Source organism: Vibrio ponticus, assembly GCF_009938225.1.
GTDB lineage: Bacteria > Pseudomonadota > Gammaproteobacteria > Enterobacterales > Vibrionaceae > Vibrio > Vibrio ponticus.
In genome coordinates, this window is sequence record NZ_AP019657.1 from 980,043 (window position 1) to 994,559 (window position 14,517).

The following is a 14,517-nucleotide window of genomic DNA, read 5'->3' on the forward strand; positions in this document are numbered from 1 at the left end:
GGCTTTTTTTATCCAAGTCTAGTCGCGGAACACAAATTAACTGAGTTTGAAGCGGTCTAGCTGCTCTTTAAGTTCATCCGCTTCTGCTTGGTAACCGTTAACGATTTGGTTGAGATCATCCGCTTGGCTGCTGGTTTGGTGGGCGATCTCGTTAAGAATATCGACGTCCTTATCAATCGCTTCACATGCTTTCGACTGTTCAATCGTTGATTGGGCAATTGAACTAATATGGCTATTGACGTGCTCAATGCTTGTTTCAAGCATAGCGACACTCTCGTTTACGTGCTTCACGGACTCGAAAGTTGCATCACTGGCTTTTTTACTGCTCGCCATGCTTTCAACAGAGAAGCGGGTTTTCTCACTAATTTTCGCCAATAGCTTCTCAATATTTTCGGTTGCTACTTGGCTACGTTGGGCTAAATCGCGAACTTCTGACGAAACGACAGCGAAGCCCCGCCCATGCTCGCCAGCTCTTGCCGCCTCAATAGCCGCGTTGAGTGCGAGTAGGTTGGTTTGCTCTGAGACGCCATTGATCGTCTCAACAATTTGCCCAATACTTTGCGTATCAGCTGCCAGTTCAGCCATGCACTGCTCGGTTGCATTGATCTGCGTAATTAAACTTTCTACCGATTTAAATGAACGTGCACTTTGTTGCTGACATTCGTGAACTTGGTTGTTCATTGCTGTCGTGTCGTCCATGGCTCGTTCTGCCGATTCAGCAATACCCACACTCGATTGTGCCAGTTGAGTCATCGCAGTGGCGATGTTGTCACATTTGGCAATCGTAGAGTGGCTGCTTTGCTCTAACTGCTTTGAAGAGTTCACGATACGAACCAAACGCTCGGTATTGTGATTGTTGGTTTTGGTGACATCGAGCAATAGGTGCTTTAGGTTGCCGATAAGTTTATTGGTGTTTTTGGCTATGGAGGAGATCTCATCGTTGCCACTTACTGTTAATTGGCACGTTAAGTCATTTTGATCCGACATGGAGTTAAGTGAGCGTTTAATGTTACCCACGCGATTTCTCAGTCCCGAGACGATTGATAGCAAGACAAATGCGATAACTAGCGTGCTAACAATGGTTATCCCAGCGAGTAAGTTACGATCGAAAATGGATTGGGCTGACACGGTAGAGGCATAGGATTGCATGTTTGCTTGAATTGCATTGCGAAGCTGATTGAGTAAACCGATTCGTTGTGTCGCCATTGGAAACCACTCAGTGGCTTTGGGTCCCTGGATGGCATCAAGCGAGTGACTCTGGGCTAGAAATTGCTGTTGTACTTGTTCTACATCTAACCAAGCACGGTTGCTTTGCAGTTGATCGAGTTGGCTAGCAAATTCGACAGGCATGATGATTTTAGCGCTACGTAGTGCGTATTCACCGGATTGGATGTAGCCTTTGATGTCGTTATAGACAACGGCAGTCGCGCTGCCTCTGGCGAAGACACCGTTTAACGCGCCGCGAACTTGTCCCGCTCGCTCTTTCATTACCACCACAGAAATTAACGATTTACCAAGCGCACTCAGCTCATGACTGCGAGTTTCGCTTATTAACAAGTCAATATTGTCGATGATAAGTTGATTAAGGTTTGAGTAGTAACCAAATGGTGCAATTTGTGGTTTGAGTCTGTCGACCCCTTGACGAACATCATTAAGCTTAGCTAGCTGTGAGTTGATATCTTGCAGTAGTGAGCCAGTTAATTGACTGTCAATCGCTTGCGATTTGAATTGTTCGAGTTGGTTAATTGCGGTATCGACTTTGGCTCTTTGGCTTCTTAGATTGTCGACGATTTCTTGATTACCTTTACTTCCGAGTACACCCGCAGTTAAACCACGCTCAACCGCCAAGTTATGAGCGAGATCGTCATAGCGAATCACGAGATTAACCAGTTGTTCGTCTTTGATCGTGGTTTGTGACTTGTTGTTGAGGGCAAAAATATCGAGAGTTGCAAGCGCAATAGCGATAACAACAGGTATTGCCACAGCAAGGCTTACGACAAAGTAGAGTGGAAACCGACGTAGAATTGACTGCATTATTATTGTCTCCCTGACGCGATAGCAAGCAAATATTATTAGTGTAGTTGTATATTTGCTGGTACTAAAGTGTTACTAATCAGTAAATTATCAAAGAGTGATGAACGGATGAAATATTGTGCATTGAAGCCAATCAATAGTGACAAAGCTTAAAAAAACGACAGTTTTAAGTGGAAAAAGGATTCGTATCGTAAAAGGAAAAGTGATGTGTTGCCTTCGACCTCGACAAGCAGATGATTCTATTTAGTCTCAGTTTAGTTCACCGATCTATATCGCAATGAGATCTTATTAAGAACGGTTCAATATAAAAACCTTAAGCTCATATTTGGTCGGCCAAACTCTTTCATGGCTATTGCTCGAGAATCAATTAGATTAAACAGTGGCTTGCAATGGCGATGAGTTTAAGCAATTTTCTCTCCAAAAAAAGTTCCGAAAAGAGTTAGATTTAATTCATAGAATACGATGAAATTCCTTACAAACTGGCAAGGTCTCTATCGGCAACAAACTTGTTAGACACGAGTTTCGAGCAAGGATAAGAGCAAGCAGTCAGCCATATCCTAATGCATTAAGTTAAATCACTAGGAAGGGAAGAGATATGAAAAGCTTAACAACTATTGCAGGTCTATTAGCGCTTACCGCTGCATCAAGTGTATTTGCAGGCGGTTACCATTGGCAAAGCAAAGTCACCACTATAGAGGGCGATGTTGTCCATTCTAAACAAGCGGCTTATGACGCAGGTTTAAATATGATCAATGACTATCGCAATAAGTCATCACGAGAACTGCGCAACGAGTTTTCGTCAGCGTTTGATTATGTAGACCGCAACTCATTCTCCATTACTGATACGAGAGTCACGGTTGATGAGTTTTTACGTGGTGACGGTAAAGTGGCTTACCAACCTGTACTTGATGTGCGTTATGAATACAGAAAGCGCGAGCCGGGTAGTCGCTAATCGTTGATATTATCCAAGTCTGAATTAGTTCAAAGAGAGCAATGGCTCTCTTTTCCATTTTCCAATGTATTAGCGAATTTTTCTCAGGTAATATGCGTTAAAGCAAAGAGCGACGGAAATAGAAAAGGGCACCGAGTGCAATACGTAAAGATTAAAGATTCGATAGTAGAGCAAATCGAAGCGGGTATGTTATCACCACGGCAAAAATTGCCCGCAGAGCGCAAACTTGCTGAATCATTTGATACGACTCGAGTGACTTTACGTGAAGCGTTGTCGCTGCTTGAAGCCGAAGGTCGAATTTATCGTGAAGACCGCCGTGGTTGGTTTATCTCACCGCTACCATTGCGCTACGATCTCACTCAAGCGCCCAATTTTTCTGACATGGCGCAAGCACAGAATCGAGTTGCCAAAACCGAGTTGATAGCAGCCAAAGGTATTTTAGCCGACAAGGTTGCCACTCGTCTGCTCAACTTAGCCCCTTTTACTGATGTTTATCGTGTCGAACAGGTACGTTATTTAGAAGACCGTCCAGTGGCGTATGTGACGAAATACATCCGCTCAGAACGTTTCCCTAATTTGTTGAAGAATGATCTTAGCCAACCTCTGAGCGATGTTTATCGTGACGCTTTCGCAGTGAGTTACCATAAGTCGAGTTTTCGAATCGCGACCACGTCTTTATTGGGTGAACCGGCACAAGCATTGAGAGCGACTGTAGGCACTCCGGCAATTGTAGTTGAGCGTGTGAATTATGACCGTCATGGTGAATTGATTGACTGCGTGATTGAGTCGTGGCGTCATGATGCCATCAGTATTGAATCTTGGGTGGAAAAGGCGTTTTAGCCTCATCGCTTAGGAGAGATAAGTGGGCGAATGTATCACCCACTTTTACTATTGCGTATTTAAGCGCAGCACTTCTTGTATTTCTTGCCACTACCACAGCTACATGGATCGTTTCTGTTTGGTGTCTTTTCAAAAACAGTCGTAGTCGGCTTGTTGATTACTGTGTCCAATTCAATGGTATTTTCTTCTTTGCTGGCATCAACCACGATGTTGGCAAATAGAGCGTGCTGTTCAACAATGGCTTCAATTTCAGCTTTGCGAGCTTCGCTAGCAACAGTCACTGAAAGTGGCGCTTCTTCACTGCCAGGTTTCACATCGCGGTTTACGTTGTAACCAGAAATTACGTGGTTTTGTCGAGCGTCAATGCGACCCTTAAAAAACAGTTTTGACATGTTTAACTCTTGTTTGAGTGTGGAATAAAAGAGCAGGGGATTATACGTATCATTTGCGAATGATAAAGAAATATGTTGGATGTAGAGCGTGTTAACGATCTCACTCGCGTGGTGCACGTTTGATCTAAGTCTAACTCTCTGTCTGTCTAAATTTCAATCAAAGCTCACTGACATAAAGGTAAAAAGTGAGTAGGGTTTTGCGTAAATCTATGATGTTGTTGAGGTCGCTATGGGTTTGGAAGCTCTAATCTTTGCCACTGATGTATTTATCACCACTTGCTGTATGTTTATCGCCTCTCGGCTTTCATTTGTTTCAGTAGAGTTTCGAGCGCTATTGATCATTGCTGTGATCGTTTCGTTGGTGTCGTTGATCCCTGTTGTTGGCTGGATTGGAGGCTTAGTTCTCTTTATCTATTTGCTTAGTAAAGCCGCTAACGCCAGTTTTGGCGACTGCATTTGGGTGGTGTTATTTACCAAGCTGGTTTCCGCCGGCGTAATTATGCTTTTGGGTAGTATGTTGGCTTGATAATGGCTTTTAACGTCAGTTTAAGCTGTTTGTCACTACTGAGGTTGAATTATGGGATACATTTATTTGACGATTGCTATTGTCGCTGAAGTTATCGCGACCGGTGCGCTAAAATCCTCTCAAGGCTTTACTCAACTGATGCCAAGTGTTGTGGTGGTGATTGGCTACAGCGTCGCTTTCTATTTTCTCTCTTTGGTGCTGCGCACGATTCCGGTTGGTATTGCTTATGCAATTTGGTCTGGCTTAGGTGTGGTGTTGATCTCTTTAGTTGCCGCAGTAGTATTTAAGCAGAAACTGGATTTAGCTGCTGTGATTGGCATGGTATTGATTGTGAGCGGAGTGGTGGTGATTAATTTGTTTTCTAATACTTCAAGCCACTAGTTGAATTGATCTGTACGATTGATGCGACCAATTTCTATTTTCCGTCAAGAGTAAAGAGAAGTGCTTAGTGCTTATGTTAGGGTTGGATGGTTACGTGAGGTAACGAAACTAAACACATAAGTAAGGATCATTAACTATGACGCAAGTGGATGAAATCTGGCGTTCATATTATCAAAAAGCATTATCGCGCCCCCATTTGAAACGTACCGAATTTGCACTAAAGTTGAACGAGTCGACAACCAGAGTTGCCATCGATTGTGGTTGCGGCACCGGCAGTGACGTCGATTATTTAGCGCAGAGCGGCTATCAAGTTTATGGTTTTGACATCAACCAAGACTCTGTGATGATTTGTCACAAGCGTTTCGAGGGCAAATCATTGGTAGAGATTTCGCAATCGTCATTTGAATCGTTTGAATACCCTAAAGCCGGCGTGGTCTTAGCTAATTCCAGTCTATTCTTTGCTAAGCCAGAGCGGTTTGCGATCACTTGGCAAAACATTGAGACTTGTTTAGAAGTTGGCGGCGTTTTTGCTGGTGACTTTATGGGGGAAAGAGACAGTTGGGCGAGCAATTATCACAGTTCAACTGCGCCCCTTAGTGAGCAACAAGTTCTCGCGTTATTTGATGATTTCGAAATTGTCCGATTTTTTGAGCGAGACGAACGAGCGCCCACATCTCTGGGTGTAGTGAAGCATTGGCATACCTATTCTGTAATAGCAATTAAGCGCTAGTGGGAGGTGTTCCAAAGCATATATTAGTTGTGATATTTAGGCAGTAACGCCGATTTAAACCAATGAACTGAAATGTGACAGCAGTGGTCAACACTGTTTTGATAGACGAATGTCTAACAGTGAAGCAGCGGTTTAGGAGTTTGGTTTATGTTAGATAAACTAATGATTTAAGGCGATACTCTCACAAAAACTTGCTGAGAGTATCACTTTTTCGATTCCGTGAAAGGCTGGTTACAGTACCCAAAATAGGCTTAGTAACAGAACTACTGCTGAGGTAGAAACGAACATTACTGCAAGTGTTAGGACTTCTTCTAGAGTCGATACTTGTTGGGTATTTTTAGTTTCTATTTGCGTAGCTTTTTCAGTGTCCAACATTGATAGTAGTGCTGAGTTCATAGTCTCCACCTTATGTAATCAAGTTTCAAAAGACAGGGTAAATATTACTCAAAATGTGACATTCGTCAAATTAAAACTGCAAGAAAATTACAATTATTTTTGTAATGTTTAGATTAGCTTTTCTAATTGATTTGGCAGTATTTTTTCAATCCTTTATAGGACAATGTCTACGGCTTAATTTATAAAATTAACCACCTCAGAGATGTCTGGTTTTATAAATTATCGTTTATCAACTTGTCCTCGAAATTTGTATTTAATAATTTAGCTATCTCTACTTTGGTGCAAAGGGTCAAATCAACTATTTGGGGTGGAGGCGTGATTGCACTGAGTGGAAGAAAGTATGGTTGTAACCATATCGAGCGTAAAAAACCTCCACTTTTTTTTAAATTTACAATAAATAGTTAATCTAGATTAAGGTTTTGTCGCCGCTAGAGCGTATCATCACGCGATAAACTTTGTGGTTTAAGTGCACAAAAGAGAACAGCTATGCAGTGATGTATGGCTGTTCTCTTTTTTGTTCTTGCTCTCAAGCGATGAAACCTCGCGAATACTGAGGCAATTAAAATAATAAGCATTAGAGGATTGGATGTGAGCTTCCTATTTTCCCCAAGCCGTATTGGCAACATGACTTTAAAAAACCGCTTTGTGCGCAGCGCAACGTGGGAAAACCTTGCTACAGAAGATGGACATATGACAGATCGTCTGTATGAGATCTACGAGGAACTGGCGCAAGGTGAAGTCGGTTTGATTGTGACGGGTTATGCCAACATCGTCGAAGAAGAGAAGCCGAACGCTGGTATGATGGGAATGTACAACGATTCATTTATCCCTGAATATCAAAAACTCACGGATTTGGTACATCAATACGACTCGAAAATTGTTATGCAGCTTGCCTATGGCGGCACTAAAACCACCTTTAATGTGGGTGAGCGTGTAATCTTTGCGCCAAGTGAAGTGCCTGAACGTGGTACCAAAACGCAAGGTAAGGCGATGACAAAAGCCGAAATCGACTACATTGTTGAAGCTTTTGCCTTGGCAAGCAAGCGTGCACAAGACTCCGGTTTTGATGGCGTTGAAATCCATGCGGCGCACACTTACCTGATCAACCAATTTTTAAGCCCATACTACAACCAGCGTGAAGACGAATATGGCGGTAGCTTAGAAAACCGCATGCGTTTCTTAGTCGAGATTTATCAAGCAACGCGTAAACTTGTTGGCGATGATTTCCCAATCTTGGTTAAGCTTACTGCCACTGAGTTTTTTGAGGGTGGTGCAACCTTTGATGAAACACGTGTCGTGTGTAAGAAGCTAGAAGAGTTAGGTGTTGATGCGATCATCATTTCCGGCAATATTCACGGTAATGCTAGCACTATGATTGGCGAACAATTTGATGGCTACACGTTACAAGCCGAAGGCTATTTCCACGAATATGGCGATGTGATCAGTCAAGAAGTGAATGTGCCGGTGATTACCGTTGGTGGTTTAGGTGATATCTGCGCGATTGAAGAGATCGCTGAGCGCACCAATATCCAATACTTTGCTTTGTCACGTCCTCTGATGGCTGAACCACTGCTAGTTAAGCGTTGGTTAGAAGCTGATCGCAAACCAGTAGATTGTGAACGTTGTTCAAAGTGCCGCACCAAACGCGGTAACTTCTGCGTGGTGTATAACAAGCCAAATCAGCGCAATCGAGCCGCTTAATTAATCGCTCAATGACCAAAGCTCTCTTTCAAGGGAGCTTTTTTGTATTGGTGGCTAGATTGAAGCAAAGTATTGAGCTCATGGTCGTTAACTGCCTGAGTTATAAAGCGTAAGCGTTAGGTGAGCAATTTGGACAGTTATGCGCCAGAGCTCGACGCTTTGCAAGGTTACTGTCAGCGGCTTGCTAAATTTACTCACTTGGACAAAAAAGAACTAACACCTTTAGCGATGAAACCATAGAATGCGCGCCGATTTAACATTTATTGATTGAGTTAAAATGGCGAAGAAATCTTTAATCGTTAGCGCACTGTTAGGTTCGCTATTACTTAGCGCGAACGTACATGCCGATGACAAATTTACTTTAGGTCGTACAATTTTACTTGAGCATGGCAAGCATGCTGCGAAGATCCCGCTACTGGTTTGTCGTTACACCAATGCGATTCAGGTTAAAGCTGAAAAGGATCTTGATCTGCGTAAAGCGGTGGTGAAGTTCCAAAATGGTGAAAGCAAAACATTTAACTTCTACCGTGGCTTTGATAAAGATGAAAAGAGCGATTGGCGTTATTTCGGTAAGCGTCGCTGCGTGAAGAGCATTGACGTTTATGGTAATTCAGAAGGCTCAAAAGCAGGCGTGCGAGTTTACGGCAAAGAAAAGAACTAATTGAGCTAGCGCAAAATCGCATTTACATCAAGGTTTTAAATAGAAAAATCGCCCATCGAGGGCGATTTTTTGCATTCAGATTTGGCTATTTGGCGGATTGCATTTCTACCAAGCCACCGCCGTTATGCACTTGAGTAAAGCCTTGCTCAACTAGGTAATCATAAGCAATACCAGAGCGGTTGCCACTGCGACAGTAAACCACGATAGCTTGGTCTTTATCGATGCTCGAGAAGTGCTTGTCTAGTTCAGATAAAGGGAAATTTACCGCATTATCCAAGTGACCTGCTGAAAACTCTTGCGGTGTTCTCACATCAACGATCAGTGCACCTTGCTGGATCTTTTGCCAACCTATTTGAGCGCGCTCTGAAGCATGCACAGAGAGGGTTGATAGACCTAAGCACAGCGATAAAACCAATAAATGGAAAACCTTTCTCATAACTCTTCCGTGATTCGTTTGTTAGTAACGAAAGTATATCAAGGGATTAGACATACTGATGACAGAATTGTTTTGGTTTGGTGAGCTAACTGACGAAAATCTCTAGAGTTGACACTGCTCACATTTCGCTTTTCCAGTCAGTAAACGTGACAATTGGTAGCGATTGCGAGCGAAGAGCCAGTAACCAATATTGGCGACGTTGCGGATAATTGGCAACCTGAGTAGACTTAAGTAACGTTTGGTTCCCGTAAGTTCCCAAAGATACACATTAGCGTCTACGCCCAACCTCAATGCGCCGCTATCATCAATGACATGCAAAACCCGTTTGCTTTCGGCAATGGAAATCTCTGGATAACTTGACATCAGATCGCTATCGAGCACATTCACAAAAGTGACTCGCTTGGCGAGGTACTTACTAAGGGCAGTCATCTCCCTGACACATAGCGGGCAGCTCGCATCATAAAATACAGCAATATTATTCAACGCTTACACTCCAAGAAAGCAATAAAATCATTAAAGCGTGACACGCTATGACGACAATGGTCAGCACTTTACGTAAATGATAATAGCGTTGGTTACGTCGTTTACGTTCGCTAATGAAGTTCATCAAATGGGTCAGCATTAAGCCAAGAATAGCACCGACAATCTTAACTTCCGCTATCAGTGCAAATGCGATGGTGCAAAGCACAATACCATTAGAAACCATTAGCATGTAAGGCTTAGCACACGGCTTATCAACCTCTCGTCCCCACAGAGTGCCCGCCATAAACGCTGCGATACAGACGCTGTATGCGGTAAAGAGCTTTACAGTAAGTGACGGTGTCACTAAGTTTGGTGCTAAAAGTAAAAGTGGCAACACCAAGAAGGGAATTAACCCAAAGTAACCAAGCTTTTTAATCATGCAGTTACCTACGTAGTAAGCTGTTTTAAGATCAAGTATGGTCGATGATGGTAAGGATTGAAGGTTTGATTTAGTACAGCAGGGTGAATCACTGTTCAAATTTGTTGTTCTTTTCCGATAGAGATAACTGATAAGACCAGCATCGATACCAGTTGACCCCTAACATCCAACATTTATTAATTATCAATAAATCAATGCCTTAAGATTAATAATGCGAGCAGTAATTCTAATTTTTGTTGTTGTCATGAATTGGAAATTAAGTTTGTGTGATATTTGTGGTACGAATTTTATAGGCTAGAGGGTATCCTTAACTTTTATAAGGCTATTTAGGCTTTGCTGTAGGTACCCTATGATTGAAATCGTGATTAACGGCAAGTATCGCTTTGTAGAGGAAGGTGCGACACTTCTGGAAGCTGCCAAAGTTTGTGGAGTGGAGATTCCATCTCTATGTGGGCTAAATAAATCAAACCAAAAAGTGCCCTGTGATTTGTGTGTGGTTGAAGTAGAAAGTGGCGGCACTGTGCGTGCGTGTGAAACCAAAGTCTACTCTGGTCTTAATGTGATCACTCAATCTGACCAGCTAACAGAACACCGTAGAAAAGCGTTAAACCGTATCATGCAAGACCATTATGCGGATTGTGAAGCTCCGTGTAAAACCGCTTGTCCAGCGGGTGTGGATATCCAATCTTATCTGTACTTCATTGCACAAAACGATCATCAAAAAGCAATTGAAGTGATTAAACGCACGTTACCGATGCCACTCTCTATTGGTCGAGTTTGCCCTGCATTTTGTGAAAGCGAATGTCGCCGTTCTTTAGTTGATGATTCGATAGCGATCCGTCAGTTAAAACGTCACGCCGCTGACGCGGATCTCGCTGCGCAAGAGGCGTATGTCCCTGAGAAAAAACCAAACAAGGAACTATCGATTGCTATTGTCGGTAGTGGACCGGGTGGCTTAACCGCCGGTTATTATCTATCTAACGAAGGTTATGATGTAACGGTATTTGAAGCGATGCCTAAAGCAGGCGGTTGGCTTCGTTATGGCATTCCTGAATATCGTTTACCGAAAGCTATTCTCGACAAAGAAATAGAACTGATGTGTCGTAACGGCATGCAGGTAAAAACCGGGCAAAAGCTTGGAGACGATTTTACGCTCTCCCAACTGAGTGAGCAGTACGATGCTGTTTGTCTCGCCGTTGGCGCTTCACTGGCGGTTGAGATGAACTATACCGGCAGTGATTTAGCCGGTTGCTATTTAGGTGTCGACTATCTTAAAGATTTTGTTACTGAACAGACTTATACCACTGGGCAAAAAGTGGCGGTTATCGGTGGTGGTAATACCGCGATTGACTGCGCGCGTACTGCGCGACGTGCCGGCGCTGATACCACAATCATCTACCGCCGTACTCGCGAAGAGATGCCAGCAGAAGACTATGAGATTATTGAAGCAGAGCATGAAGGGGTTAAATTTTTATTCTTAACCAACCCTGTAGAAAATATCGCCGATGAAAGTGGTCGAGTGCAATCTGTTCGCCTAGAGCGAATGGCGCTGGGCGCTCCCGATGCTTCAGGGCGTCGCAGTCCAAAGGCAACGGGCGAGTTTTTCACCGAAGAGTTTGATACTGTGATTGCTGCGGTATCACAAAAGCCAGATTTAAGTTTCTTAGAAAACGATGAGCTGACTCTGCCACTAACGCGCTGGAATACATCAGAATCGAATCCGCTCACCATGCATACAGGCACGGGCAATATTTTCAGTATTGGTGATTTTCGCCGCGGACCGGCGACTGCCGTGGAAGCGGTAGGCGATGGGCGAGTTGCAGCAAAAGCGATCGATCTGTTTTTAAATGGTGATATGGCTGATATGCCAAAACCTGCATTCAACTCACGCAAAGAGCCTGCGCTGAAACAAGTGGATCCGGTTCATTTTGAAAACTTACAAAAAGTCGCGCGCACCATTATGCCAGAGCTTACGCCTGCGCAACGTGAGCAAAGCTTCGCGGAAGTGGAACTCGGATTTGATAATGATGAGGCAATCAAAGAAGCGGCGCGTTGCTTAGAGTGTGGCTGCCAAGCGAATACCAGTTGTGATCTGCGCGATTACTCGACTGAGTACCAAGCTGAGCAAAAGTTTGATTATTCGCTCAATGTACAGTCGCATCATGACTGGCTTAATCTGCGAGTAAAAGATCCTCGCCATAAATTCAGCGTCGACCGCAGTTCAGAGTTTATTGAGTTTGATGCCAACCGCTGCATTAGTTGCGGTCAATGTATCCAAGCCTGTAGCGAGCAAGCTGTCCATGGCATTCTCAATTTTGTGCACGACCAAAATGGTCGACCGGCGTTGCGTCCTGATGATCGCCCTCATTTCGGCAAGAGCTGTGATGGCAAATTGTTGATGGGTGACTCTAACTGCGTGCAGTGCGGTGCATGTGTGCAAGCTTGCCCGACCGGGGCAATGGTTGATAAGCGAGACCGCTCTCAAGGGCGAGTCGAGCACTTAAAGAAAGTGGATACCATTTGTACCTATTGTGGTGTGGGTTGTAAGTTGACCATGCATGTTGATGAAGCGAAAAACCGCATTCAGTATGTAACGGGGGCAAACTCACCGGTTAACCAAGGCATGCTGTGCGTGAAAGGTCGTTTTGGTTTTGACTTTATCGGTGATGAAGGGCGCTTAACCACGCCGCTGATTCGTAAAGATGGCGTGTTGCAGCCAGCAAGTTGGCAAGAAGCGATTACGCTGATCGCCAAAAAGTTCACTGCGATTAAGCAGGACTTTGGCAGCAATGCACTGGCGGGTTTTTCATCGGCTAAAACCACTAATGAAGATAACTACGCCTTCCAAAAATTCATTCGCCGAGAGCTTGGCACTAATAACGTCGATCACTGTGCGCGCCTTTGTCACGCATCGACGGTGACGGGTTTAGAAGCGTCGTTAGGCAGTGGGGCAATGACCAATGATATTCCAAGTATTCAGCACTCGGATGTGATTTTTATTATCGGTTCAGACACGACCTCAGCACACCCGATTATTGCTTCACATATTAAGCAAGCAATACGTCATCATGGCGCCCGTTTGATCGTGGCAGACCCGAAACGCATTGATATGGTTGATCATGCAGAGCTGTATCTTGCTCATCGTCCGGGTACAGATGTGATGCTGCTAAACGGTGTGATGCAACAAATCATCAAAAATGGCTGGTATGACGAAGAGTATATTGAAGAGCGCGTTGATGGCTTCGATACCTTCTTGCAAGAGGTAATGTCACCGGCTTACGCGTTGGATAAAGTAGAGCTGGTTACCGGGGTCAGTGCGAGCGATATCTTCGCGATGGCACGTACCATTGGTACCGCTAAACGTACTGCCGTTTACTACTCGATGGGTATCACTCAGCACACCACGGGGCATGATAATGTTCGCTCGATCGCGAACTTGCAGCTGCTGTGCGGCAACATTGGTATTGAAGGCGGTGGTATTAACCCACTGCGTGGTCAATCGAATGTGCAAGGGGCATGTGATATGGGAGCGCTACCAAATAGCTATCCAGGTTATCAGAAAGTGTATAACCCTATGGTACGCCAAAAGTTTGCCATTGAGTGGGACGCGCCGGATCTGCCAATTGAGCCAGGTTTAACCTTGACGGAAATTATTCACGCCGCTTGCCATAGAGAAGTGCGCGGATTGTATGTCATGGGGGAAAACCCAGTTCTGAGCGATCCTAACCAGCAGCACGTCATTGAAGGTTTGGAAGCGTTAGATTTCTTAGTAGTGCAGGATATCTTCCTGACGGAAACGGCGCAGTATGCGGATGTGGTATTGCCAGCTTATTCATTTGCTGAAAAATCAGGACACTTCACTAATACTGAGCGTCGAGTTCAACGGGTTAATGCAGCGTTAAAAGCACCGGGTGAGGCAAAAGAGGATTGGTGGATCATTCAAGAAATCGCCAATGCGATGGGCTCTGATTGGCACTATCAAGGCGTGGCTGACATCACCAGTGAGATAGCGCGTGTAACACCACAATACGCAGGTCTTCAATGGGAAAGTATCACGCCAAACGGTGTGCAGTGGCCAAGTTGTAAAAATAACCCACATGGCACACGTATTATGCACCAAACGCAGTTTACTCGAGGTAAAGGGCAGATGGTGGGCGTACCGTTCCGTTATGCAGCTGAGTTGCCTGACGAAGAGTACCCACTAGTATTAACGACTGGTCGCATACTTGAGCAGTTCCATACCGGTACGATGACACGTAAAACCAAAGGGTTAGACAATTTGGCAGGACCTAGGGCGATGATTAGCGTTCACGACGCCGAAGCGATGGGTATTGGTAATGGTCAGCGTCTACGAGTCTCAACGCGCCGTGGTTCGATAGAGATTGATGCATTCGTGACTAAGCGTATTCAGCAAGGGGTTGTCTTTATTCCATTCCACTTTGTTGAGTCGCCAGTTAACCGTTTGACGACCACGGCAACCGATCCGCACGCCAAGATCCCTGAGTTCAAAGTAGCCGCGGTTCGTATTGAGGTGTTACAAGCAGAAATGGCGTAGTAAAAGTCACTG

At 44.3% G+C, this 14,517-nt stretch carries 14 protein-coding genes; 8 read left to right on the forward strand and 6 right to left on the reverse strand.

The window, feature by feature from the left end; genetic code table 11:
• Positions 1 to 36 precede the first annotated feature (36 nt).
• Positions 37 to 2,034, reverse strand: a complete 1,998-nt coding sequence (locus GZN30_RS04375; RefSeq protein WP_075649882.1) for a methyl-accepting chemotaxis protein — start codon at positions 2,032 to 2,034, stop codon at positions 37 to 39.
• A 595-nt stretch (positions 2,035 to 2,629) separates the two neighbouring features.
• On the opposite strand from GZN30_RS04375, the gene GZN30_RS04380 reads away from it, so the two are divergent.
• Both GZN30_RS04380 and phnR read left to right on the forward strand, forming a co-directional pair.
• Positions 2,630 to 2,986: a DUF3316 domain-containing protein gene (locus GZN30_RS04380; RefSeq protein ID WP_075649881.1), complete on the forward strand. Its 357-nt coding sequence runs from the start codon at positions 2,630 to 2,632 to the stop codon at positions 2,984 to 2,986.
• Between the two features lie 135 nt (positions 2,987 to 3,121).
• On the forward strand, positions 3,122 to 3,826 hold the full coding sequence (phnR, locus tag GZN30_RS04385) for a phosphonate utilization transcriptional regulator PhnR (protein WP_075649880.1): 705 nt from the start codon (positions 3,122 to 3,124) through the stop codon (positions 3,824 to 3,826).
• A gap of 59 nt (positions 3,827 to 3,885) precedes the next feature.
• Here phnR and GZN30_RS04390 read toward each other — a convergent pair whose 3' ends face one another.
• A complete protein-coding gene (locus GZN30_RS04390) occupies positions 3,886 to 4,218 on the reverse strand; it encodes a PBPRA1643 family SWIM/SEC-C metal-binding motif protein (RefSeq protein WP_075649879.1) in 333 nt (110 codons plus the stop codon).
• 229 nt (positions 4,219 to 4,447) lie between these two features.
• Between GZN30_RS04390 and GZN30_RS04395 the strand changes: the two genes are divergently transcribed.
• From GZN30_RS04395 to GZN30_RS04405, 3 genes are all read left to right on the forward strand, one after another.
• Entirely contained in the window at positions 4,448 to 4,744 is a 297-nt protein-coding gene (locus GZN30_RS04395) for a hypothetical protein (RefSeq protein ID WP_075649878.1), read from the forward strand.
• A 48-nt stretch (positions 4,745 to 4,792) separates the two neighbouring features.
• Positions 4,793 to 5,125, forward strand: a complete 333-nt coding sequence (locus GZN30_RS04400; RefSeq protein WP_139312250.1) for a DMT family transporter — start codon at positions 4,793 to 4,795, stop codon at positions 5,123 to 5,125.
• Positions 5,126 to 5,261: 136 nt separating this feature from the next.
• Positions 5,262 to 5,855, forward strand: a complete 594-nt coding sequence (locus GZN30_RS04405; RefSeq protein ID WP_075649876.1) for a class I SAM-dependent methyltransferase — start codon at positions 5,262 to 5,264, stop codon at positions 5,853 to 5,855.
• A gap of 231 nt (positions 5,856 to 6,086) precedes the next feature.
• Here GZN30_RS04405 and GZN30_RS04410 read toward each other — a convergent pair whose 3' ends face one another.
• Positions 6,087 to 6,251, reverse strand: coding sequence for a hypothetical protein (locus GZN30_RS04410; protein WP_161987028.1), 165 nt, complete (start codon positions 6,249 to 6,251; stop codon positions 6,087 to 6,089).
• A 588-nt stretch (positions 6,252 to 6,839) separates the two neighbouring features.
• Between GZN30_RS04410 and GZN30_RS04415 the strand changes: the two genes are divergently transcribed.
• Together GZN30_RS04415 and GZN30_RS04420 are read left to right on the forward strand one after the other, a co-directional pair.
• Entirely contained in the window at positions 6,840 to 7,952 is a 1,113-nt protein-coding gene (locus GZN30_RS04415; RefSeq protein ID WP_075649875.1) for an NADH:flavin oxidoreductase, read from the forward strand.
• A gap of 277 nt (positions 7,953 to 8,229) precedes the next feature.
• Complete coding sequence (locus tag GZN30_RS04420) at positions 8,230 to 8,613, forward strand: DUF2541 family protein (RefSeq protein ID WP_075649874.1); 384 nt, start codon at positions 8,230 to 8,232, stop codon at positions 8,611 to 8,613.
• Positions 8,614 to 8,698: 85 nt separating this feature from the next.
• Here the strand turns inward: GZN30_RS04420 and GZN30_RS04425 are convergent, their stop codons facing one another.
• The 3 genes from GZN30_RS04425 to GZN30_RS04435 form a co-directional block, all read right to left on the reverse strand.
• On the reverse strand, positions 8,699 to 9,049 hold the full coding sequence (locus tag GZN30_RS04425) for a rhodanese-like domain-containing protein (protein ID WP_075649873.1): 351 nt from the start codon (positions 9,047 to 9,049) through the stop codon (positions 8,699 to 8,701).
• Positions 9,050 to 9,151: 102 nt separating this feature from the next.
• Positions 9,152 to 9,532, reverse strand: coding sequence for a thiol-disulfide oxidoreductase DCC family protein (locus GZN30_RS04430; RefSeq protein ID WP_075649872.1), 381 nt, complete (start codon positions 9,530 to 9,532; stop codon positions 9,152 to 9,154).
• Complete coding sequence (locus GZN30_RS04435) at positions 9,525 to 9,950, reverse strand: DUF3429 family protein (protein WP_075649871.1); 426 nt, start codon at positions 9,948 to 9,950, stop codon at positions 9,525 to 9,527. The genes GZN30_RS04430 and GZN30_RS04435 overlap by 8 nt, the downstream gene beginning before the upstream one ends.
• Positions 9,951 to 10,299: 349 nt before the next feature.
• On the opposite strand from GZN30_RS04435, the gene fdhF reads away from it, so the two are divergent.
• Positions 10,300 to 14,505: a formate dehydrogenase subunit alpha gene (gene fdhF, locus GZN30_RS04440; RefSeq protein ID WP_075649870.1), complete on the forward strand. Its 4,206-nt coding sequence runs from the start codon at positions 10,300 to 10,302 to the stop codon at positions 14,503 to 14,505.
• The last annotated feature ends 12 nt before the right edge of the window (positions 14,506 to 14,517 follow it).